Annotated in this window: 22 protein-coding genes; 12 read left to right on the top strand and 10 right to left on the bottom strand. The window is 68.4% G+C overall.

The features are described from left to right. Positions 1–106: 106 nt before the first annotated feature. Positions 107–1,576, bottom strand: coding sequence for an ABC transporter permease (locus OG504_RS21230; protein ID WP_405991249.1), 1,470 nt, complete (start codon positions 1,574–1,576; stop codon positions 107–109). Positions 1,577–1,786: 210 nt separating this feature from the next. On the opposite strand from OG504_RS21230, the gene OG504_RS21235 reads away from it, so the two are divergent. The 6 genes from OG504_RS21235 to OG504_RS21260 all read left to right on the top strand — a co-directional run bounded on the left by OG504_RS21235 (position 1,787) and on the right by OG504_RS21260 (position 9,004). Next, the gene (locus OG504_RS21235; protein WP_405991250.1) at positions 1,787–2,344 is read left to right on the top strand and encodes a hypothetical protein; all 558 of its coding nucleotides are present in this window, start codon (positions 1,787–1,789) and stop codon (positions 2,342–2,344) included. Then, positions 2,341–3,012, top strand: coding sequence for a hypothetical protein (locus OG504_RS21240; protein ID WP_405991251.1), 672 nt, complete (start codon positions 2,341–2,343; stop codon positions 3,010–3,012). The genes OG504_RS21235 and OG504_RS21240 overlap by 4 nt, the downstream gene beginning before the upstream one ends. Then, positions 3,012–7,673 carry a putative T7SS-secreted protein gene (locus OG504_RS21245; RefSeq protein ID WP_405991252.1) on the top strand — a complete coding sequence of 1,554 codons (4,662 nt, stop codon included), beginning with the start codon at positions 3,012–3,014 and terminating at the stop codon, positions 7,671–7,673. The genes OG504_RS21240 and OG504_RS21245 overlap by 1 nt, the downstream gene beginning before the upstream one ends. Before the next feature lie 26 nt (positions 7,674–7,699). After that, on the top strand, positions 7,700–8,092 hold the full coding sequence (locus OG504_RS21250) for an Imm50 family immunity protein (RefSeq protein WP_405991253.1): 393 nt from the start codon (positions 7,700–7,702) through the stop codon (positions 8,090–8,092). A gap of 8 nt (positions 8,093–8,100) precedes the next feature. Next, a complete protein-coding gene (locus OG504_RS21255) occupies positions 8,101–8,421 on the top strand; it encodes a hypothetical protein (RefSeq protein ID WP_405991254.1) in 321 nt (106 codons plus the stop codon). A gap of 238 nt (positions 8,422–8,659) precedes the next feature. Further along, positions 8,660–9,004 (top strand): hypothetical protein, encoded by a 345-nt coding sequence (locus OG504_RS21260; protein WP_405991255.1) that lies wholly within the window; start codon positions 8,660–8,662, stop codon positions 9,002–9,004. Here OG504_RS21260 and OG504_RS21265 read toward each other — a convergent pair. Continuing rightward, on the bottom strand, positions 8,973–9,596 hold the full coding sequence (locus OG504_RS21265; protein WP_405991256.1) for an exonuclease domain-containing protein: 624 nt from the start codon (positions 9,594–9,596) through the stop codon (positions 8,973–8,975). The two genes, OG504_RS21260 and OG504_RS21265, sit on opposite strands and share 32 nt — an antisense overlap. Positions 9,597–9,718: 122 nt before the next feature. Between OG504_RS21265 and OG504_RS21270 the strand changes: the two genes are divergently transcribed. Further along, positions 9,719–10,285 (top strand): DUF6817 domain-containing protein, encoded by a 567-nt coding sequence (locus tag OG504_RS21270; RefSeq protein ID WP_405991257.1) that lies wholly within the window; start codon positions 9,719–9,721, stop codon positions 10,283–10,285. A 17-nt stretch (positions 10,286–10,302) separates the two neighbouring features. Here the strand turns inward: OG504_RS21270 and OG504_RS21275 are convergent, their stop codons facing one another. Then, positions 10,303–10,680: an ATP-binding protein gene (locus OG504_RS21275; protein ID WP_405991258.1), complete on the bottom strand. Its 378-nt coding sequence runs from the start codon at positions 10,678–10,680 to the stop codon at positions 10,303–10,305. Continuing rightward, on the bottom strand, positions 10,677–10,862 hold the full coding sequence (locus tag OG504_RS21280; RefSeq protein ID WP_405991259.1) for a hypothetical protein: 186 nt from the start codon (positions 10,860–10,862) through the stop codon (positions 10,677–10,679). The genes OG504_RS21275 and OG504_RS21280 overlap by 4 nt, the downstream gene beginning before the upstream one ends. Before the next feature lie 112 nt (positions 10,863–10,974). Between OG504_RS21280 and OG504_RS21285 the strand changes: the two genes are divergently transcribed. Then, positions 10,975–11,838 carry a helix-turn-helix domain-containing protein gene (locus OG504_RS21285; RefSeq protein ID WP_405991260.1) on the top strand — a complete coding sequence of 288 codons (864 nt, stop codon included), beginning with the start codon at positions 10,975–10,977 and terminating at the stop codon, positions 11,836–11,838. After that, complete coding sequence (locus OG504_RS21290; RefSeq protein WP_405991261.1) at positions 11,810–12,040, top strand: DUF397 domain-containing protein; 231 nt, start codon at positions 11,810–11,812, stop codon at positions 12,038–12,040. The genes OG504_RS21285 and OG504_RS21290 overlap by 29 nt, the downstream gene beginning before the upstream one ends. A gap of 59 nt (positions 12,041–12,099) precedes the next feature. Here the strand turns inward: OG504_RS21290 and OG504_RS21295 are convergent, their stop codons facing one another. The 3 genes from OG504_RS21295 to OG504_RS21305 form a co-directional block, all read right to left on the bottom strand. Continuing rightward, positions 12,100–12,828, bottom strand: a complete 729-nt coding sequence (locus OG504_RS21295; protein ID WP_405991262.1) for a dienelactone hydrolase family protein — start codon at positions 12,826–12,828, stop codon at positions 12,100–12,102. Between the two features lie 224 nt (positions 12,829–13,052). Continuing rightward, positions 13,053–14,303, bottom strand: a complete 1,251-nt coding sequence (locus OG504_RS21300) for an Ig-like domain-containing protein (protein ID WP_405991263.1) — start codon at positions 14,301–14,303, stop codon at positions 13,053–13,055. Between the two features lie 210 nt (positions 14,304–14,513). Further along, a complete protein-coding gene (locus OG504_RS21305) occupies positions 14,514–14,867 on the bottom strand; it encodes a hypothetical protein (protein ID WP_033280241.1) in 354 nt (117 codons plus the stop codon). Positions 14,868–14,997: 130 nt separating this feature from the next. On the opposite strand from OG504_RS21305, the gene OG504_RS21310 reads away from it, so the two are divergent. Further along, positions 14,998–15,291, top strand: coding sequence for an LAETG motif-containing sortase-dependent surface protein (locus OG504_RS21310; RefSeq protein ID WP_405868721.1), 294 nt, complete (start codon positions 14,998–15,000; stop codon positions 15,289–15,291). Between the two features lie 41 nt (positions 15,292–15,332). Beyond that, the gene (locus OG504_RS21315) at positions 15,333–16,139 is read left to right on the top strand and encodes a hypothetical protein (RefSeq protein WP_405991264.1); all 807 of its coding nucleotides are present in this window, start codon (positions 15,333–15,335) and stop codon (positions 16,137–16,139) included. A gap of 42 nt (positions 16,140–16,181) precedes the next feature. On the opposite strand, the gene hutH is transcribed toward OG504_RS21315, so the two are convergent. The 3 genes from hutH to OG504_RS21330 all read right to left on the bottom strand — a co-directional run bounded on the left by hutH (position 16,182) and on the right by OG504_RS21330 (position 20,022). Next, complete coding sequence (gene hutH / locus OG504_RS21320; RefSeq protein ID WP_405996392.1) at positions 16,182–17,720, bottom strand: histidine ammonia-lyase; 1,539 nt, start codon at positions 17,718–17,720, stop codon at positions 16,182–16,184. A gap of 75 nt (positions 17,721–17,795) precedes the next feature. Next, complete coding sequence (locus OG504_RS21325; protein WP_365305433.1) at positions 17,796–18,941, bottom strand: sensor domain-containing diguanylate cyclase; 1,146 nt, start codon at positions 18,939–18,941, stop codon at positions 17,796–17,798. A 274-nt stretch (positions 18,942–19,215) separates the two neighbouring features. Next, the gene (locus OG504_RS21330) at positions 19,216–20,022 is read right to left on the bottom strand and encodes an enoyl-CoA hydratase/isomerase family protein (protein ID WP_405991265.1); all 807 of its coding nucleotides are present in this window, start codon (positions 20,020–20,022) and stop codon (positions 19,216–19,218) included. 146 nt (positions 20,023–20,168) lie between these two features. Between OG504_RS21330 and OG504_RS21335 the strand changes: the two genes are divergently transcribed. Beyond that, entirely contained in the window at positions 20,169–20,771 is a 603-nt protein-coding gene (locus OG504_RS21335) for a hypothetical protein (RefSeq protein ID WP_405991266.1), read from the top strand. The last annotated feature ends 12 nt before the right edge of the window (positions 20,772–20,783 follow it).

Genomic DNA, 20,783 nt, shown 5'->3' on the forward strand with positions numbered 1-20,783 from the left:
GGTTTGGGCGCCGTCAGTCGTCTGCGGGCGCGTCGTGGCTGGTCGCGCAGTTCCCAGCGCCCCTTGAAAGCGCACTGCCGGACCGCAGTTGACTTCGCCAGGTCTGCTACTCGACCCTGCGCAGGGCGTCCGCCGGGCGGAGTCGCGACGCGCGCCAGCCGCCGAAGGCTCCGGCGATCAGGCCGCCGGCCACGGCGAGGCCTACCGCGAGGGCGATGGTGGTGGCGTTGACGGGGGCGGTGAGTGCCACGTCGAGGGTCTTGGCCGCGGCCTGTCGGCCGCCGCCGAAGCCACCGCCGCCGCCACCGCCGGGTCCGCCCGTACGGCCGCCCGCCGCGGTGTTGCCGAGGGAGGCGGAGAGGGTCGGGCTGATCGCGGTCACGACGTACGCGCCCGCCAGGCCGAGCGCGATGCCGAGGACGCCGCCGACCAGACCGTTGACGACCGCCTCGCCGACCACCTGCCGGGTCACCCGGCCGGACTTCCAGCCGAGCGCCTTCAGCGTGCCGAACTCCCGCACGCGGCGCGAGACCGCCGAGGAAGTGAGCAGACCGGCGACCAGGAACGCGGCGATCAGGACCGCGATCGACAGCCACTTGCCGACGCTGGTGGCGAGGGAGGAGGCGGTGGACAGGGAACCGGAGACGGTGTCGGCGAGATCGGCGGACGTAGTGACCGTCGTACCCGAGACATTGCTCGTGATGGTCTTCTTGACGGCCGAGATCTGCTTGGAGTCGGTCGCCTTGACGTAGATCGTGGTGACCTTGTTCTTGTCACCGCTCAGGGTCTGCGCCTGCGTCAGCGGGATGTACAGGTTGGCCGCCGCGTCGCCGCTGGTGGCGGTGGCGATACCGATGACCTTGTACTTGACGCTCTTGATGGTGACGGTCGAGCCGACCTTGAGCTTCTTCGTCTTGGCGTACGCCGAGTCGGCGACCACGACCTTGGAGTTGGCCTCGGCGGTGGTGAAGGTACGGCCGCTGGTGATCTTCGAGGAGGTCAGCGGGCCCAGTGCGGGCTTGGTGACGTCCGTGCCGTAGACCGTGTACGCGTTGATGTTGAAGTTGGCGCCACCGCCGGTGACCGAGCCCTGCGGCGCGCCGGTGCCGCCGCCGCGATTGCCGCCGCCCCCGGTGCCGCTCCCCTGGTTCTGCTGGAACTGGCCGCGGGTGAACTGCCCGTCGACCTTGACGACGTTGAGGCTGAGCCCACCGACGGCGTCGGAGACGCCCTTCTGCCCCGCCACCTTGGTGACGGTGGTGGAGGCCAGGGTGGTGAAGCCCTGGACCATGACGCGGTCGCTGCTCTGCGTCTTGCTGTCGCCGTTGTTGTTGGCGTCGAACTGGAACCGCGGCTGCTGCGAGCCGCTGGCCGTGGGCGTGGCCGCCTTGGTGACGGTCATGTCCGTACCGAGTCCGTACAGCGACTGGAGGACCTTGTCCTGTGCCTTCCCCATGCCGGAGGACACGGAGTTGACCACGATGACCAGCGCAATGCCCAGTGCGAGGCCGGAGGCGACGACGAGGGCCGCTTTTCTGCGGCGGCGCAACTCGCGCCTCAGGTAGGTGAAGAACATGGCCCGCAAGCTAGGTACGGCGCGTGATGATGCCATAAGGCCGACATAAGAGAACGATGAGAAGGCTGTCCATGGCCAAAGAATGAGCCCGCGCAGGGCTGTCAATGGGGTTGCGCTCTATACCGTTTTACGGCGTTTACGGGACCGACCTGGGCCTGTCGCGGGCATCCGCGTTGCCGTACGCGATGTGCTGGTGTGATGATTTCACCCATGTCCGATCGCGGGGGAAACGACATGCAGAACGGCAGGGAGACCAGCGGGGAGGCCGGGGGCGTACGACGGTCCCGGCTGCTGGACTACGCGGAGATGGGCGAGGCGGGTCCATCTCCCGCACCTGCAGGTCCACCTCGCGTATCCGCCGGCGACTCCGAGCCTCTGATCAGCGACGACGTCGCGGCGCGCGGGCGGCACGAATTCGCGGTGCTGCTGGGCGAGTTCCGTCGTACGGCGGTACTGGTGCCGACGGATGAGGACGAGGCACCCCTGGTCGGCGATTTCGGCGGTATCCGGTGGATCTACGCGTTTTCCAACGAGTCGGCGTTGGCGAGGTTCGCGATCGCGAGGGGTGAAGGCGAGCGGCAGTGGCCGTATCAACGGCTACTGGGAGCCCGCCTGTTGGACGCGACGGTGCCGGCTGTGAGTGCGGTGGGTGTGCCGTGCGGAGTGGCGCTGGATGTGGGCACCGAGGGCGAAGGGGCGCTGTTTCCACCGGTGTTGGGGATCGTGCCGGAGGCGGCGGCGGTCGACGCGGAGGGGATACGGGGATGAGCGGGGACGCGGGCAAGGAAATCAAGGCGGCCGGGCTCGACGAGATAGCGCAGGGGATCACCCTGGTGCTGGGCGAGTTGAAGGACCTGGGCATCGACAGCCTGGCGGGAGCGGGCCGCGGCTTTTCGGAACTTGCCCTCTCCGGACTGGAGTTGGGCAACGAGGAGCTGCTGTCGGGGTTCACGTCGTTCTGCGAACGCTGGGAGTGGGGCGTGCGCGCGCTGGTGAACGAGGGCAACAACTTCGCGACGGGCGTGGGTCTTTCGGCGGGCACGCTCTACGAGATGGACCAGTACGTCCAGGGCACGATGAAGATCGTGGTGAACGCGGGAATGGGCAACCCGTACGCGTCGGAGGACGACGTCACCAAGCAGAGCTGGGGCGACCTCGTGCGCAACAACGAGTACACGGGCGGCGTCGACTTCAGCGCCGAGTCCATGGACAAGGCGCTGGACAACAGCGGGCAGGCGTACAAGGACGCGGCGCGGGACGTGATGACCTCGCACACGTTCAGCCCGCTGGGCCCGGGCCTCAACCCGGCGAACCTGGCGAGCGCGGCGGGGCTGAGCGGTGACGAGTACAACGACATGCTCGACGGCCCGTTGGGCCCGTCACCGGAGGAACGGGCGAAGGCGGCGGAGGCTCAGCAGGGCGGGGACGCGGGCTGATGGGGATCGGCGATCTGGTCAACTCAGGGCTGGGCAAGGTTGGCGAGGTGGTCGACGAGGGCAAGAAGCTCACGGGCGAGCTGGTCGACCAGGGCACGAACGCCGCCGGCGACGCGCTGGACAAGGTCGGCGCGCACGACCTCGCGAACAAGGTCGAGAACGCGGGCGACCGCATCGCCTCGGACCTGGGCGCGACCCCGGCCGAGCAGCAGTTGGGCCAGAGCGACCAGCCGAAGGACCTGCTCCATGGCGACGCGAAGGCGATCCGCGCGACCGCCAAGCACCTGACCGACTTCTGCACGGCCTTCGACAAGGTCGGCGACGGCATGCGCAAGCTCGACTCGTCGTCCTGGCAGGGCGAATCGGCGGAGGCGTTCCGCAAGAAGTTCGCCATGCACCCCACGAAGTGGCTCCAGGCGGCGGACGCCTGCGACGCGGCGGGCAAGGCGCTGTCGTCGTACGCGGAGACGGTGGAGTGGGCGCAGGGGCAGGCGCGGGACGCGATCGACTTGTACGGCCCGGGCAAGAAGGCGTCCGACGCCTACAAGGCCGATCTGAAGAAGGACGACGGGGGCAAGCAACAGGAGCCGTCGACCGACCCGGGCGCAGCCGCCGTACAACGCGCCCACGAGATCCTGAACGAGGCCCGCCGCCAACGCGACGAGGCCGCCCGCACGGCGGCGAGCGCGGTCCGCAAGGCCCTGGCCCACGCCCCCGCCGAACCACCCCCACTGGCCCGGTTGAAGGCGGACGCGGTCGACGGCTACCAGGCCGTCAACACGGAGATCCTGCACTTCGACGCCGGGGTGGTGAAGGGCACGGCGGGCATCCTCACCTTCGCCCGCGGCCTCAACCCGATGGACCCGTACAACATCACGCACCCCGCCGCGTACGTCCAGAACGTCAACATGACGCTGGCGGGCCTGGTTTCGACGGCCGCGCATCCGGAACGGGCCGCGAAGACGATGCTGGACGACTTCATGAAGGACCCGTCCGAGGGGACGGGCCGGTTCCTCCCCAATCTCTTCGGTGACGGGGCGGGCCTGGAGGCGGCGTTCGGGCGGGCCGCGCTCAAGGAGGGGATGGAGAGCGCGGTCGAGTCGGGGGTGCAGCGGTCGGCGAGGGATGCGGCCGGGGATGCGGCGGGCGCCGGGCGCAAGGGCGCGACGGAGAACCCCGAGGGCGTCAGCCGTCGCCCGGAGGAGACGGTCTGCGAGCGGGACCCCATTGATGTCGCCACGGGCCACATGGTCCTGCCCCAGACCGACCTCTCCCTGCCGGGCTCGCTGCCACTCGTCCTCAAACGGTCGTTCAACTCGGCCTATCGGTCCGGCCGTTGGTTCGGTCCCACGTGGTCGTCGACGGTGGACCAGCGTCTGGAGATCGACGCGGAGGGTGTCGTGCTCATCGCCGAGGACGGCCTGCTGCTGACCTACCCGCACCCGGCCCCGGGCCTGCCCACCCTCCCCGACCACGGCCCGCGCTGGCCCCTGAACCGGGAGGACGGCGGCTACACGATCACGGACCCGGACTCCGGCCGAGTGCGGCACTTCGCCGACAGCGGGGCCGACTTGGCGGTGCTGGAACAGCTCGACGACCGCAACGGAAACTGGATCACTTTCGAGTACGACGCGGAGGGCGCCCCGCTCGGCATCGCCCACAGCGGCGGCCACGAACTGAGGTTCACCACGGCGCATGGACGAATAACCGCCCTGCACCTGACGACCGGCGCGGCAGGCGACGGCCCGGCCCAGGAGATCCTCCGCTACGGCTACACCGACGGCCACCTCACCGAGGTGACCAACTCATCAGGAATTCCACTCCACTTCGACTGCGACGAACACGGCCGCATCACGTCGTGGACGGACACCAACGGCAGCCGCTTCGACTACGTCTACGACGACCGGGACCGCTGCACCCACCAGTCGGGCGTGGCAGGCCACCTCAACTCCGCCTTCACCTACGACACGACCGCCCCGGAGACGGGCGACCGCGTCACGGCGATCACCAACTCACGCGGCCACACGGCCCGTTACCTGGTCAACGACCGCGCACAGGTGACGGCCGAGATCGACGAGACGGGCTCGGTCACCCGCTACCGGCGCGACCGCCACAACCGCCTCCTCTCCCGCGCCGACCCGCTCGGCCACACCACCGCCTTCCGCTACGACGAGACCGGCAACCTGCTCACGGTCACCCGCCCCGACGGACGCGAGGCGCGAGCCGAGTACAACGAACTCGGCCTGCCGACAAGGCTGGTGAACCCCGACGGCACGACCGTGCGCCAGTCCTACGACGACCGCGGCAACCGCACCTCGGTGACGGACTCCCTCGGGCACACCACCCACTTCACGTACAACGAGGCGGGCCACCTCACGACGGTGGCCGACCCCTTCGGCCTGACAACCACGATCCGGTGCGACCGCACCGGCCTCCCGCTGGAGATCACAGACCCCCTCGGCAGGGTCTCCCGCTACGAACGTGACAGTTTCGGCAGACCTGTAACACTCACGGACCCGACCGGTGCGGTCACTCGCCTGGCGTGGACGACCGAGGGCCATCTGTCCCACCGCACGGCACCGGACGGCACGACGGAGTCCTGGACGTACGACGGCGAGGGCAACTGCACCACCCACACGGACGCATTGGGCGGCGTCTCCCACTTCGAGTACACGCACTTCGACCTGCTGACGTCCCGCACGGGCCCGGACGGCGTGCGCCACGACTTCACCCACGACACCGAACTGAACCTCACCCGGGTCACCAACCCCCAAGGCCTGACGTGGAGTTACGCCTACGACGCGGCCGGCCGACTGACCACGGAAACGGACTTCGACGACCGCACCCTCACCTACGCCCACGACGCGACCGGCCGACTGACCACCCGCACGAACACGCTCGGCCAGGTCATCGAGTTCGACCGCAACGCACTGGGCCAGGTGACCCGCAAGAACGCGGCCGGCCAAGTCACCACGTACGCCTACGACATGACGGACCAACTCGCCCAGGCGACCGGCCCGGACACCGCCCTGACGATCCTGCGCGACCGCCACGGCCGAGTCCGCTCGGAGACGGTCGACGGCCGCGAACTGACGTACGCGTACGACGAGTTCGGCCGCCGCACCGGCCGTACGACCCCGACCGGCGGGACCACGACCTGGTCGTACGACGCCACCGGTCGCCGCACCGGCATGACGGCCTCGGGCCGTTCCATCGACTTCACGTACGACGAGGTCGGCCGCGAACTTGCCCGCCAAGTGGGCGAGATGCTCACCCTGGAGCACACTTTCGACGCGGCCGGCCGCCTGACGACCCAGTCGGTGACGGCCTCGACCGGCCGCTCCCTCCAGCACCGCGCCTACACCTACCGAGCCGACGGCAACCTGACGGCGATCGACGACCAACTCTCCGGCGCCCGCCGCTTCGACCTGGACGCGGCGGGCCGGGTGACGGCGGTCCACGCGGCGAACTGGACCGAGACGTACGCGTACGACGACGCGGGCAACCAGACGCAAGCGCACTGGCCGACGGGCCACCCCGGCCAGGAAGCGACGGGCGCCCGCGCCTACACGGGCACCCGTATCACCCGCGCGGGCAACGTCCGCTACGAACACGATGAGTTGGGCCGCACCACTCTCCGCCAGAAGACCCGCCTGTCCCGCAAGCCGGACACGTGGCGCTACGAGTGGGACGCCGAAGACCGCCTCACGCAGGTGACCACTCCGGACGGCACGCGGTGGCGCTACACGTACGACCCGCTCGGCCGCCGCACGGCGAAGTTCCGCCTGGCCGCGGACGCCGAAACGGTCGTAGAGCAGGTGACGTTCACCTGGGACGGCACCACCCTCTGCGAACAGACCACCACGTCCCTGGACCTCCCCAACCCGGTGATCCTCACCTGGGACCACCGGGGCCTGAACCCCATAGCCCAGACAGAACGCATCACAACCGCGGACACCCCCCAACAGGAGATCGACTCCCGCTTCTTCGCCATCGTCACCGACCTCGTCGGCACCCCGACGGAACTGATAGACGAACAGGGCGACATCGCGTGGCGTACCCGCAGCACCCTCTGGGGCACAACAGCCTGGGCAGCGGGCAGCACCACCTACACACCACTCCGCTTCCCGGGCCAGTACTTCGACCCCGAGACGGGGTTGCATTACAACTACTTCCGGCATTACGACCCCGAGACGGCGCGATACCTCACCTCCGACCCCCTCGGACTCTCACCAGCACCCAACCCAGCCACCTACGTAGCCAACCCGCATACATGGAGCGACCCACTCGGCCTTGCGCCCAAGGCATGCAAAGACGAACAGATATCGCACGTAGAGGCAGAAAGCCGGAACGATGCCTTCCGTAAGGCGAAACGCGATCTGAATATTCCCATGTCGCAGCACCCGGACGAGATCCGCAGGGTGCCCATGACCGACCGCGGTGGGCAACAGGTTATGGATGACGCCAACAAACCGGTAATGACGCGAGAGTACGTGTTCACGCGCGGTGACGGCAGTAAGGTAATTATTCAGGATCACGCACACGGACATGACTTCGGGGAAGGCGGGGTCGGAAACCAAGACAGTCACTTCAATGTTCGCCCATGGGAGAACCCGCGAACCGGTAAGGTTCCTGGGACTGCGCAGCATTACGAATATTAGAGAAGAGAGAAGAAAGAGATGACGACATGACATGGACGTCGCTTGTACAGAACCCGGAGGGGATTACTTCCGTCTACCAGGGTTCACCACCCGAACTTTTGGACGTGCATGTCCACGAGGTATGCCTTCACAGGGATGGCCCGGCGTTGCGAGTACGCCTCGATCTTCCCTCCTACCCTGAAAACCCTCCCAGGAAGTGGGCGGCTCAGGGTTTCAACACCGTGCAAATTGAAGTCACCTTTAGCGGTCTGCGAGAGGTGAAATTGAACGGCTTCTCCACCAACATGACGGCAACCATTTCCATCGAGGAGGATACAGGTGTACAGATTCACCTCTCTGCACCCGGATCCGATGTGAGAGCAGTCGCCAATACGGCTATAATTTCAAAAGTAACCGCATATCTCAACACCCCCGAGTAGGAAACGAAATGCCCACGCCCGTCAGCCGCAGCCTTCCAGTCGAGCAACTCGAAGTTCAGCGCTGGCCGGACCCACCCGAAGACGCGACCTCCATGGTCAAGAATGTCCATGAGGTCCTGCGAGATACAGCGGCAGCCCAAGCCGCCGCCGGCTGGTACGACGACGATCTTCTGCACTCGGTAGTCACCAGGGACGCAGGTGCCTGGAGTGATTTCCCTGCTCTTGCTCGTGAGCTCAAAGAAATCGTGGCAGGGCTGAAGGAACTTTCCCGATATGTGAAAACCGAAGTTGAGGCGTTTCTCGCGATGCCGCTCCTTGACGAGGGGTGAACACCGCTGGAGCAAATGCCAAGATGTTCGAATTATTCGAAGCGGTCGAGCACATCGCCCGGGAAGAGGACGTACCAGACCCGTTCCGTGCGATCGTCCACGCCGGTTGGACTGCGGAAGGCGATGCGCGACCTCCTCACCGCGCATGTGACCTTCTGCTCCACACGCCCGGGGCTACCTCGCTGTGTGGACGATATGGATTCCTATAAGCACGAGGCACTGCTGGAGGTTTCCCAGGATGACGCGAAGGCCCAGCTCAGGGAGCCCGGAACTCGATCTCGACGAGATTGAGGAGATGTGCTCGGCCGCTACGTCGGGCCCCTGGTTCGTCAGGAACCTCGATGACGATCACGCCATGAATCTGGTGACGGTCAGTACTGCTGAGGACACCGGGCGGGGTGAGAGGTGGCCCGGGTTCGACCAAGGCGAAATGATCGCGGCGACGCTGGTACAGCAACCGCGCTACGTGGACTGCGCCGACGGTCGCTGGGACGAGAACGCGGCGTTCATAGCCATGGCCAGAGAGGCAGTTCCTCAACTGGTCGAAGAAGTCAGGCGTCTTCGACGGCTGCTTGGATCGTGAGCGGCAGAAACGCGGGCAACCCCACCCCACTTCCGCGCAGGTGCTCAAGAGCCGAAGCGAACGAATAGCAGTCGAAGAGTGCTGAATGTTCCTCGCCCGTCGCGGGCTTCGGAAGGCCCAGGTCCCGCCACAAGCGGCCGACGTTGGATGCGGACGTCACCGGTGCGACGGAGTTCAGCCAGGGTCTGATGTTCAGGAAATGGGCGTCCAGGAAGCCGCTCTTGACTTCTTCGCCCCGGGATCGGGCCCAGCCGACGTTCTCGCCTAGGACGACCATGTCGTTGCCGTACGAGAGGACGGACTGGCCCCGGCAGAAACCCAGGAAGTCGCCGAGTGCTTCCGCTGCGGGGAGTCCTTCCCGGTCCAGCGTCTCCTGGTCGATGCCGGTGAGTTCGGTGAAGTATGCGGACAGTTGGGGATTGACCACCGGGCGGACCAGCGCCTCGTACTCCTCGGCGACGGAGCAGTCCTCGCGTAGCCGCAGCGCGCCGATCTGCACGATCTCGCGCAGTTGTCCCGGTGACCCCCAGTCCTGCTCAAGCGCTCCCCGCCATGACGTGAATTCAAGGTCGAAGACTACGAAGGTGGGCACAGCAGCTCTCCCTCTTGCGTGGATCTCCATCACAGTTTCCGGTACGGCAGCGGCAACCTCGTACCTTCGACCCAGCGTTTCGACCCAGGGTTACGACACCACCGGCGAGAGGACCTCCAACCATGGCACCAACCGAGCAGCACCACCTGACGGGCAAGGGACGCGCGGCCATCGAGGCGTTCCTGCACGACCGGGGAGCCGACGGGATGCCCCATCCCGGTGGCACGTTGTTGGCCCATCTGGGCCGTGTTCAGGGCCTGTTGGCGGACTGGGGAGCGGATGCCGTCGTCCAGACCGCGGGGCTGTGCCACGCGACGTACGGAACGGACGGCTTCGCACCGGCGCTGCTGCCCCTCGCCGAGCGGGCCACGCTCGTCGCGTTGATCGGTGAGCGGGCGGAGGCGCTGGTCTACCTCTACGCCGGCTGCGACCGCGGCGCTGTCTACCCTCGCGTCGACGGCACAACGGAGTTCGCCTTCCGGGACCGCTTCACCGGCCGCGAACTCAGCCCACCCGCCGACCAGTTGCGGGCGTTTCTCGAAATCACGGCCGCCAACGAACTGGACGTACTGGCGCACAACGCGGAACTGGCCGAGCGTTACGGTCCCGGCCTGCACGCCCTCCTCACCCGCGCGGGCACCCTGCTCTCCCCCGCCGCCCGCGAGGCCGTGACCCGGCAACTGGGCTGAGTTCAGCTCCGATCACCTCAACATCTCTTTCCGGCAAGGCTGTTGAGTCCATCCAGCTCGCACCACACCGTCTTGCGATCCGCCCCCTGCTCCACGCCCCACCGCCTCGCCAACGCATCAAGTAGCGCCATCCCCCGGCCGTGTTCGTCCGTCGCGGTCGCCCGGAGCAGCAGGGGCAACGCGCGCGGGTCCGGGTCGGTGACCTCGATGCGCGTGTGGCCGTCAGCCGTGTCCAGGACTCTGACGGTCACCGGCGTTCCGTCGCCTACGTGGTCGATCACGTTCGTCACCAACTCCGTTGCGCAGAGGCGGACGTCGTAGGTGTGGTGGCGGAGGTGATGGCGGAGTTCCGGGACAGCCTTGGGGGTGGCGAGGAGGCGGAGTTCGAGGGTCACCGTTCCGCCGCCTTGCGGAGGGCTGCGGCGAGTTCGCGGGCCGTGGCGGTGTTGCAGTTTCCGAGCGCGACGAGGCCGGCGGCCAGGATGTCGACGCCGAGGGAAGGGAGTGTGATGCCGTGCTGGTCGAGGGCCTCACGGAGTTCCTCCACGCAGAGGGTCGTGTCGTAGGGGTCGGACATGAACGAGTGCCTCCTGTGCGCTCTGTGACGAACTCCTCACAGATTGGCGTTCCGCTGGCTACCGTAAAAGAGGTTTCGCGTTCGCGACCGGGGCTGCGGAGGAGGGCAAGTGGTGGCACGGGGCAAGGACATCGACGGGTCGATGAGCGTTCCGACCTTCTACGGCAAGGAGTTGAGGTGGAAGCGGGAGGAGGCGGGGCTGTCGTTGGATGCGTTCCTTGAGGGCATCTTCTACGGCAAGACGTATCTCAGCGACATCGAGCGCGGGGAGCGGAGGATGCCGCTGGACCTGGCTCGGCACGCGGATCGGAAGCTGGGGACTGACGGTTTCTTCGAGCGGAACTGCGAGTCGGTACGGAAAGCGCGCCGAGCGGGTCACGCCGAGTACTTCGAGAAGGTCCTGGACGCGGAGAAGCACGCCACGACCATCGAGGAGTGGTGCCCGATGCTCCTCCCCGGGCTGCTCCAAACTCCGGCCTACGCGCGGGCAGTTGTCCTTGCGACTCACCCACTGTCCCTCGACGAGGAGGTGGAGGAGAAGGTCAGCGCCCGGATGACTCGCGCCGACCTCTTCGAGGCGGACCACCACACCCCGCAGTACTGGGTGATCCTGCACGAGTCGCTGATCACCGACTCGATCCTGCCGCCTCACGAGATGGCCGAACAACTCGATCGGATCGTGGAGTTGGCGAAGCGCCGCCGGATCACTCCGCAGGTTCTTCTGCGGAAGTGTGTGGCGCACCCGTTCATGACCGGCTCAGCCATGATCATGGCCTTCCCCGACGCCCCACCGCTGTTCTACACAGAGGCTCTGCACAGCGGGGACACCGTCGACGATATTGCGCTCGTACATGAGTACCGCGGGTCGTACGATCGGCTCAGGGCCGTCGCGCTGTCACCGGAGGCGTCCCTGGCCATGATCAAAGCAGCGGCAGAGGACTATCGAAATGGCGAGCAACCGGACCGACTTGAGTGACGCGCTCTGGTTCAAGAGCAGCTACAGCAACGGAAGCGGCGGTAACTGCGTCGAGGTCGCCGCCAACCTCCCCGGCCTCGTCCCCGTCCGCGACTCAAAGGCCCCGAACCGCCCCGCCCTCATCCTCACCGCCCCCGCCTGGGCCCCGTTCATCACCGCGCTCAAAACCCCCCGCCCCCCTACCCCCTCCGTAAAAGTGTGACACTAAGCGCCAAAGTGTCACACTTTCTGAAGTAGACCCCCAGGTGCCGCGAGCTCGTGTCAGCTCAGATGCCGGGCGAAGAACCGCAGCGAGCTGTCCACTTCGAACGACGGCACATCTCCGTGGCTGCCGGGGTTGGCGTGCAGCGTCTTCTCGGCCGAGGCCAGGGCGTCGAACAACGCCAGGCACTCGTCCCGCGGCACCAACTGGTCGTCCCACTGGACCAGGAACTGCACCGGCACGGTGATCCGCGCGGCGTCCTCGGCCAGCCCCTGCACGCCGAGCAGGCCCAGCACCGCGGCCCGGATCCGGGGTTCCGCGGCGATGAGCGGGATGCCGAGACCGCAGCCCATAGACAAGCCGCAGTAGCCCACAGGGCCGACGCCGACGTGGTCGAGGCGCTGGACCGCGGTCAGGACCGCCTGCCAGTCCGCGACGGCCCGAGAGGCCAGATAGCCGTGCATTCCCGCGACCAGCGCGCCCGGATTCTCGCCGGCGGCCATGCCTGCTCGCATGTCGGCCACGACCCGGCCGAACCCCTCGTCCTTGGGCCGGTCGCCGTGGTTGGGCGCGTCGATCGCGACGACCGCGAATCCGTCGGCGGCATAGCGGCGTGCGCGGGACACGGTACCGGGGGCCGTCTTGTGCTGCCCACCGCCGTGCCCCAGCAGAATCAGGGGACGAGTGCCGCGGGGGTCTTCCGGCGTCCACAGCACGCCGGGGATCTCGTCGAGGGTGAAGAACTGTTCGGTGACGCCGTCCGACGACGTCTGGGAGGTGAACCGCATCAGCGTTTCAAGCCTTTCGGAAGTGCCTCGTGCGGGCGCTCCCTAGACCATGCAAGGGAGGGAGCCCCGACCTGTCACAGCGTTGATCGGACTCACCTCCTCGAATGCGCAGTGGTACACGGCGGCGCCGAAGGTATCACGAAAAGGCGGTCACCCCCATTCAGGGGCAACCGCCTTCACGCGTACCGGAGTTGACCGGAGTCGACAGGTCAGGTCGGGTCGGATCAGACCGCCGACCCCGCCTTCCACTGCGCCCAGTCCATGTTCCAGCCGTTGAGGCCGTTGTCCGGAGACACCGTCTTGTCACCCGTGTTGGAGATGACGACCACGTCGCCGACCATCGAGTTGTTGTAGAACCACGCCGCCGGCATGTTCTTGTCGCCCGCGCCCTTCACGTCCTGCAGGCCCACGCAGCCGTGGCTCGTGTTGACGGAGCCGAACACCGAGGGCGAGCCCCAGTAGTTGCCGTGGATGAACGTGCCGGAGCTGGTGAGGCGGATGGCGTGGGGGACGTCCTTGATGTCGTACTCGCCCTTGCCGTCGTCATCCGTGAAACCGACCGTCGCGCCGTTCATGCGGGTCTGCGTGAACTTCTCGGACATGACCATCTGGCCGTTGTACGTGGTGTGTTCGGGGGAACCGGCGGAGATCGGGATCGTCTTGATCACCTTGCCGTCCTGCTCCACCTTCATCTGCTTCGACTTCGCGTCGACGTACGAGACCTGGTTGCGGCCGATGTGGAAGGTGACCGTCTTCTGCTGCACGCCGTAGACCCCGGAAGCGCCCTCCACACCGTCGAGCGCGAGCTTCAGCGTGACGGTGGAGTTCTCCTTCCAGTACTCGTCCGGGCGGCAGTCCATGCGCTGGGTGTTGAACCAGTGGCAGACGACTTCCTGGCCGCTGGTGGAGGTGACCGTGATGCCCTTCTGGACGGCGGCCTTGTTCGTGATCGCCTTGTTGAAGTTGATCGACACCGGCATGCCGACGCCGACCGTCGAGCCGTCCTCGGGCGTGAAGTTCCCTATGAAGCTGTTGGCCGGGGAGACCGTGGTGAAGGAGGCGTTCTCGTGGGCGGCGAGCCCCGCGGAGTCCTTCGCGGTGGCCGCGACCTTGTACGTGGTCGAGCGGTCCAGCTGCGCGCTGGGCTTCCAGCTGAGCTTGTCGGCGGAGATGGTGCCCGCGACGGCCTTGCCGTCCGCGGTCGTCATCGTCACGGCCGTGAGCGTGCCCTTGCTGACCTTCACCGTGGCCGAGTTGTTGATGGAGGCGTTGTCCGAACCGTCCGCCGGCGTGATCTTGATCTGTGCCTCGGAGGACTTCTTCGCGGCCGCCTCGTCGGCCTTGGACTGTGAGCTCTGGCTCGAATCGCTCCCGGACGACTTGTCGTCGCTGCCGGAACACGCCGTGAGCACGAGCACACCGCCGAGCAGTGCGGACGCGGCCACAAGACCCTTGCGCCGCTTACTGTCCGTCATCACACGCTTCTCCATCGTTGCCGAATCCCCAAAAACCCCGAGCGCCCCGTAAACAGTTTCTTAAGAAACCAACGCTACGACTGCCGCGTCCCGTTCCGCCTACCCACCGGATGTGGGGCACACCACGTCCACCGTGGCCCCTGACATCCCTGGGACGACGAAACCCCGGGCAGCGGTTGCCGCCCGGGGTCATCTGCTCCCGCGCACGGCTCAGCCGACCACTGCCACCCCGTCTGCTTCCTCATCGCCGTCGACATCATCCTCGTCGAGGTCCCAATCCGGCGAATCCGGGTCGTAGTCGATCTCCTCACTGCTCCACGAGGCCTGGGCCAGCTCGACGCCGGGCATCTCGCTGACCAGGTCGAACGGGTCCACGAGATACGCGAGCGCCTCGGCGGTGTCTTCCGTCACAGCGGTCTCGGCGTGCCCGCGCTCGTCGCCGGGCAGCTCGGGATCCTCGGCGATCTTGGCCAGCGCGGCCTTGGTCACGGCGTCCTCGTTCTCCACTTCAAGAACGAGTTCGACACGAAGGCGTACAAAACGTGATGTCTCTTGGGTGCTCATGCCGGGAGCGTACGGCCCGCGGCTCCCGCGACTTTCCCGCGACCCGCACAGTTCATTAGCATCGCTCCACACGGCCAATTCGCCAGCGCCACAAGGGGATCGATATTCCGTGTCAACCGCTCGCCGAACGATGCTGACCGCCACCGCCGCGGGCACCCTGCTGGGCGCCCTCTGGTTCGTCCCCTCCGCCAACGCGACGGTGACCGACCAGGCCAGAGTGGAGACTTCGGCGACCCCGACTTCCCAGGTCACCCAGCAGGCCCGGGTCACCTCGACGGCCGTCACCGCCTCCGCCCACGACACCCAACTCGCCGACACCGGCAGCCCGAACACCACGCCGTACATCGTCGGCGGCACGGTGTTCCTCGGCCTCGGCGCCGGTTTCGTGGCGTATTCGGTACGACGGGAACGCCTGGGCTTTTAACTGGCTTGACGCTTCCTTGACTCAAGCTTCATAGTCCGCTCATGAAGAGATCATCGGGCATACGGCTGTGCGTCACCGTCGCGGTGGGCGCACTGTCGCTGGCCCTCATCACCGGTTGCTCCGACGGCGGTTCGGACAAGGCCGAGAGCAACACCGAGAACGCCGCGCAGGGTTCGCAGAAGAACACCGACAAGGCGCACACCGCCGCCGAGTTGAAGAAGCTGATCCTCGCCCAGGGCGATGTCGACGGCTACAAGGTCGCGGCCGCCGACGCGCTCCCCGGCGGCAGGAGCGGCATCAAGGGCGACGCGAAGTGCCGGCCCCTTCTCTACGTCCTGAGCGGCGTCGCCCCGGCCGACGCGCCCGCGGAGACCAACCGCATGGCCACCGCCGACAAGAAGCCCTCGGCCGCCGCCTCCACCGACGTGGAGGACATGAGCGCCGACGAGGTCGAGAAGGCCCTCACCGACTCCATGAGCGTCGACCTGACGATGGTCGGGCTCTCGTCGTACGACGGTGACGGCGCCGAGAAGGCCTTCAAGGCCGTGTCCGACGCGGTCGCGGGCTGCTCCGGCGGCTTCACGGGGACGGCCGGCGGCGAACCGCAGAAGTTCACCAAGGTCAGCGCCGAGAAGGGCTCGGGGACCGGCGACGAGTCGGTGGCGTACGCGGCGTACGGCGAGCCGGACGCCGAGGACGGCACGACCCCCGTCTCGCACGCCGTGGTCGTCCGCCACGGGAACGTCGTCGCGACGTACTACACGATGAACGTCGGCGCGATGGTCGCCGACAAGGCCTACACGGTCCCGGCCGCGGTGATCACCGCGCAGTCCGCCAAGCTGAAGTGACGTACGGGGCCCGGCCGTTGCCACGGCTGGGCCCCAACTGCCCTACCGCAGCGGCCCGGTGACCTTCTCCACGGCCTCTACGACATGCCCGCCCCGCACGAACGCATCCGCCGCCGCGAGGTCGGGAGACAGGAACCGGTCCGGCCCGGGACCCTCAATTCCCGCCGCCCGCACGGCATCGATGACCGCACGGGACGCCGGCGCCGGCGCCAGCCCCTCGCGCAGTTCGACGGCGCGCGTCGCCGCGTACAGCTCGACGGCGATGATCCGGGTGAGGTTGTCGACGGCGGTGCGGAGCTTGCGCGCGGCCGACCAGCCCATGGAGACGTGGTCCTCCTGCATCGCGGAGGAGGGGATGGAGTCGGCGGAGGCGGGCACCGCCAGCCGCTTCATCTCACTCACCAGCGCGGCCTGCGTGTACTGGGCGATCATCAGCCCGGAGTCGACACCGGCGTCGTCCGCGAGGAACGGCGGCAGCCCGTGCGAACGGTTCTTGTCGAGCAGCCGGTCGGTACGGCGCTCGGCGATCGAACCGAGGTCGGCGATGGCGATGGCGAGGAAGTCGAGGACGTAAGCCACGGGCGCGCCATGGAAGTTGCCGTTGGACTCGACCCGACCGTCGGGCAGCACAACGGGGTTGTCGACGGCGGACGCCAACTCCCGCTCCGCGACGAGCCGTGCGTGCGCGATCGTGTCGCGTCCGGCACCGGCGACCTGCGGAGCACACCGCACCGAATACGCGTCCTGGACGCGGGGCGCGCCGTCCTGGTGGTGACCGGTGAGCTCCGAACCGGCAAGCACGGCAAGCATGTTGGCGGCGCTGGCACCCTGCCCGGGGTGCGGGCGGATGGCGTGCAGCTCGGGCGCGAGGACCTTGTCTGTGCCGAGCAGCGCCTCCAGGGAGAGGGCGGCCGTGACGTCGGCGGACTTGTAGAGCATGTCGAGGTCGGCGAGCGCCATGACCAGCATGCCGAGCATGCCGTCGGTGCCGTTGAGAAGGGCGAGGCCCTCCTTCTCGCGCAACTCGACCGGCGCGATGCCGTGTTCGGCGAGCAGTTCACCGGCGGGCCGCACAACTCCGTCCGGGCCCTCGGCGTCGCCCTCGCCCATGAGCGTCAGCGCGCAGTGCGAGAGCGGGGCCAGGTCGCCGGAGCAGCCGAGGGAGCCGTACTCGTGGACGACGGGCGTGATCCCGGCGTTGAGGACGTCGGCCATGGTCTGCGCGACCTCGGGCCGCACACCGGTGTGACCGGAGCAGACGGTCTTGAGCCGCAGGAACATGAGCGCGCGCACGACCTCCCGCTCCACCCGCGGCCCCATCCCGGCGGCGTGCGAACGAACGATGTTGCGCTGCAACTGTGCCCGCAGTTCCGGGCTGATGTGCCGGGACGCCAACGCCCCGAACCCGGTGCTCACCCCGTACACGGGCTCCGGCTTCGCGGCCAGCGCGTCCACGATCTCCCGCGCCGCGGCGAGCGCCGCGACGGCCTCACCGGAAAGCTCGATCCGGGCGCCCCCACGCGCCACGGCAAGAACGTCGGACGCGGTGACCCCGGACGTCCCCACCACCACAGTGTGCATATCCATATTCAGGAGCGTACGCATTGAATGCAGCGATGTCACTACCGGGTGACCCCTTAGACCCTTACAGGTAGGTCACGTCCGGCGGCCCCGGAAGCGGCGCCGCTCGGCAGGCATCTCCGGCGTGGGGGAGTCCGCGAGCCGCACCACCGGATCATCCGGCCCGTCCCGCCCGGCGACCACCGGCTTGTCCGCACGGAGGGCCTTCGCGCGGTACTGAGCGGCATCCGCCAGCCGGAAGAGTCGGCGGCCGGAGCGCACCGCCCCGATCGGATCCTCCGTCGACGCGACCCCGCACGCAACACCCTCGCCCAGCTCCAACTCGGCGGCGCGGCGGCAGAGTTCGACCGCCGCGTCGACCACTTCATCGGCAGGCGGCCCGACCGCGAGCAGGCAGAACTCGTCCCCGCCGAGCCGCGCGGCGAGTGCGCCGGGCAGCATCGCCCCGCACAACGACAGCACCGAACCGAAGCGCTCAAGCAACCGGTCCCCCACGGCATGCCCTTGGGTGTCGTTGACGCGCTTGAGCCCGTTGAGGTCGCACACGACGAGGCTGACGACGACCCCGTCACGCCGGTGCCGCTCGATCGCCTCGTCGAGCCGTACGTCGACGGCACGGCGGTTGGCGAGCCCGGTGAGCGCGTCCGTGAACGCCAGCCGCCGCGCCTCCTCCAGCCGCTCGGTCTGCGCGATCCCGGCCGCGACGACGGAGGCGAGGACGGTCGCGAAATCGGCGTCCCCCCGGCCGAAGACGGGCGCACCGACCGGCCGGGCCACATACAGCTCGCCCCACGCGCGCCCGTGCAGGACGATCGGGGCGACGACACAGCATCCGCGCCTACGACGCCGTAGGGCGGCCACGCGCTGGTGGCAGTAACCGGGGCTGCCCGCGGCCGGGCCCTCGGCGGTCTCGACCCAGGCGTTGGGCTCGCCGCCGCCTGCCCAGCGTTCGTGCAGGAACTCGGTGATCTCGGGGAACTGGTGCACCGGGTAGGTCTCGCCGTCCGGGAACTCCTCCTCGCCCTCGGCGCGCTCCCCCACGTTCACCAGGACCCGCAGGCGCCCCAGCTCGCGCTCCCACACCGAGAGCGCGGCGAAACTGCCGTCCAGCGCCCGGCACGCGCCGGCTGCCGCGGCCCGCCAGGACTCGCGCGGGGTGTGCGCCGCCGCCATCCCCTGCGCCAGCTCCACCACGGCCGCGAGCCGCCTGTCCTCACCCATCACTCCAGGCTAGGGAGGTTTGGGACATAGCGGGACATTGATGCGGCGAACAGGTGTCATGAGCCTTGGGTTGCGTGCCGGGTGCGGGCCCGGTGGGGGCTGGTCGCGCAGTTCCCCGCGCCCCCAGGGGGTCGGTGCCATGAGCGGATGAACGACAGCGGGGACCGCCCACCAACCCGGCCGGCCCCAATCCCCCAGGGGCGCGGGGAACTGCGCGACCAGCCCCAACGAACCCGCACCCGGCAACGCACACAAACCCCCTCTTCCTCCCCCGCTACTCCCCCGGCCACTCCGGCTTCCGCTTCTCGTTGAACGCCGCCACGCCCTCCGCCCGGTCCCCCGAGAACGCCACCGAGCGCCAGGCAGCGTCCTCGACCTCAAGGCCGGTGCGCAGATCCAGGCCGTGACCGAGGCGCAGGGCTCGCTTGGCCGCGCGCAGGCCGACCGGGGAGTTCGCGGCGATGCGCACGCCCAGGGCGAGGGCCTCCTCGCGGTCCCGCCCCGGCTCCACCAGGACATCCACCAGACCCAGTTCCGACGCCTCGGGTGCCTCCAACCGCCGTGCGGTGAAGATCAGTTCGGCTGCCCTCGCCGCGCCCACCCGGCGAGGGAGCAGCTGGGTGCCGCCGCCTCCCGGGATCACGCCCACCGACACCTCCGGCAGCCCCACCACGGCCGTGCCGTCCGCCACGATCAGGTCGCAGGACAGGGCGAGTTCGAAGCCGCCACCGAGGGCGAAGCCGTGGACGGCGGCGATCGTCGGCATGGGGAGCTCCAGGACGCCGGTGTACGCGCCGCGTGCGACCGGGCGCTGGCGTACGAGTTCCGCATCCGTGAGGGAGTTGCGTTCCTTCAGGTCCGCGCCCACACAGAACGCCCGTTCGTGCGACGACGTCACCACGGTCACGCGTACGTCCCGGTCCGCCGCCAGCGCCGTGCAGGCCTCGGCGATCGAGACCGCCATCGCCGTGGAGACCGCGTTCATGACCTTCGGCCGGTCCAGGACCAGTTCCGCGACGCACCCGTGCCGCCGCACCACCACGAACTCCCCGAACCGTGACTCGGACCGCTCCTCGCCCATGACCGCCTCCTGGTTAACGTGGGTTAACAGACCTCGCCCCGATCATCGCACGCGGCTTCCCCGTTCGGGTGACATCCCGCCCAACTCCCGCCGCACCGCCCGTAGAAGCGCATAACGTGCGTCCGCCACACCACAGGGGAGGGATCGTGACGACGACCACGAAGGCGCAGTCGGCAGAGGGCGCGGCGGACATAGCGCCGCCGCCCCTGCCCAGGGGTCGGCACCGGCGTCCCCGGCCCCGCAAGGTCCTGCTCGCCGTCGGGGGGCTCGCCGTGGCCGCCGGGGTGCTGAGCCTCGTACGGCTGGCGCCCGAGTCGGGAGTCGGCGGGCTGGGTACGGCGGAGGCGGAACCCCGCCCGGACCCGGGCACCGGCGCCACGGACGGCACCGACCGGCCCGCCAACGCCGCCGCGACCATCAGCGCCGACCCGACCGCGATCCCGTCCGCGACCTCGGTGATGGGCGGCATCACTCCCAGCCCTACGACGACCTCCGGGGTCGTACCGACTCCGTACGCGACCGCGACGCCGCCGGCAGCCGCGGACGCGGACCCGACGACCGTCCCGGAGACGACGACGGCCACCACGCCTCCGCCTCAGGCGCCGGCCCCCCGGCCGACCTCGACTCCCACGCCGACGCCCACGCCCACACCCAGCCGGACCGCCAACTCCCCCGTCCCCGCGCCGAGTCGGCCGAGTCTGTGCGTGCCGATCATCGGGCTCTGCGTGGACGGACTCGCCAACCACTGACCCACGTAAGCG

Source organism: Streptomyces sp. NBC_00986 (genome assembly GCF_045162565.1).
Taxonomy (GTDB): domain Bacteria; phylum Actinomycetota; class Actinomycetes; order Streptomycetales; family Streptomycetaceae; genus Streptomyces.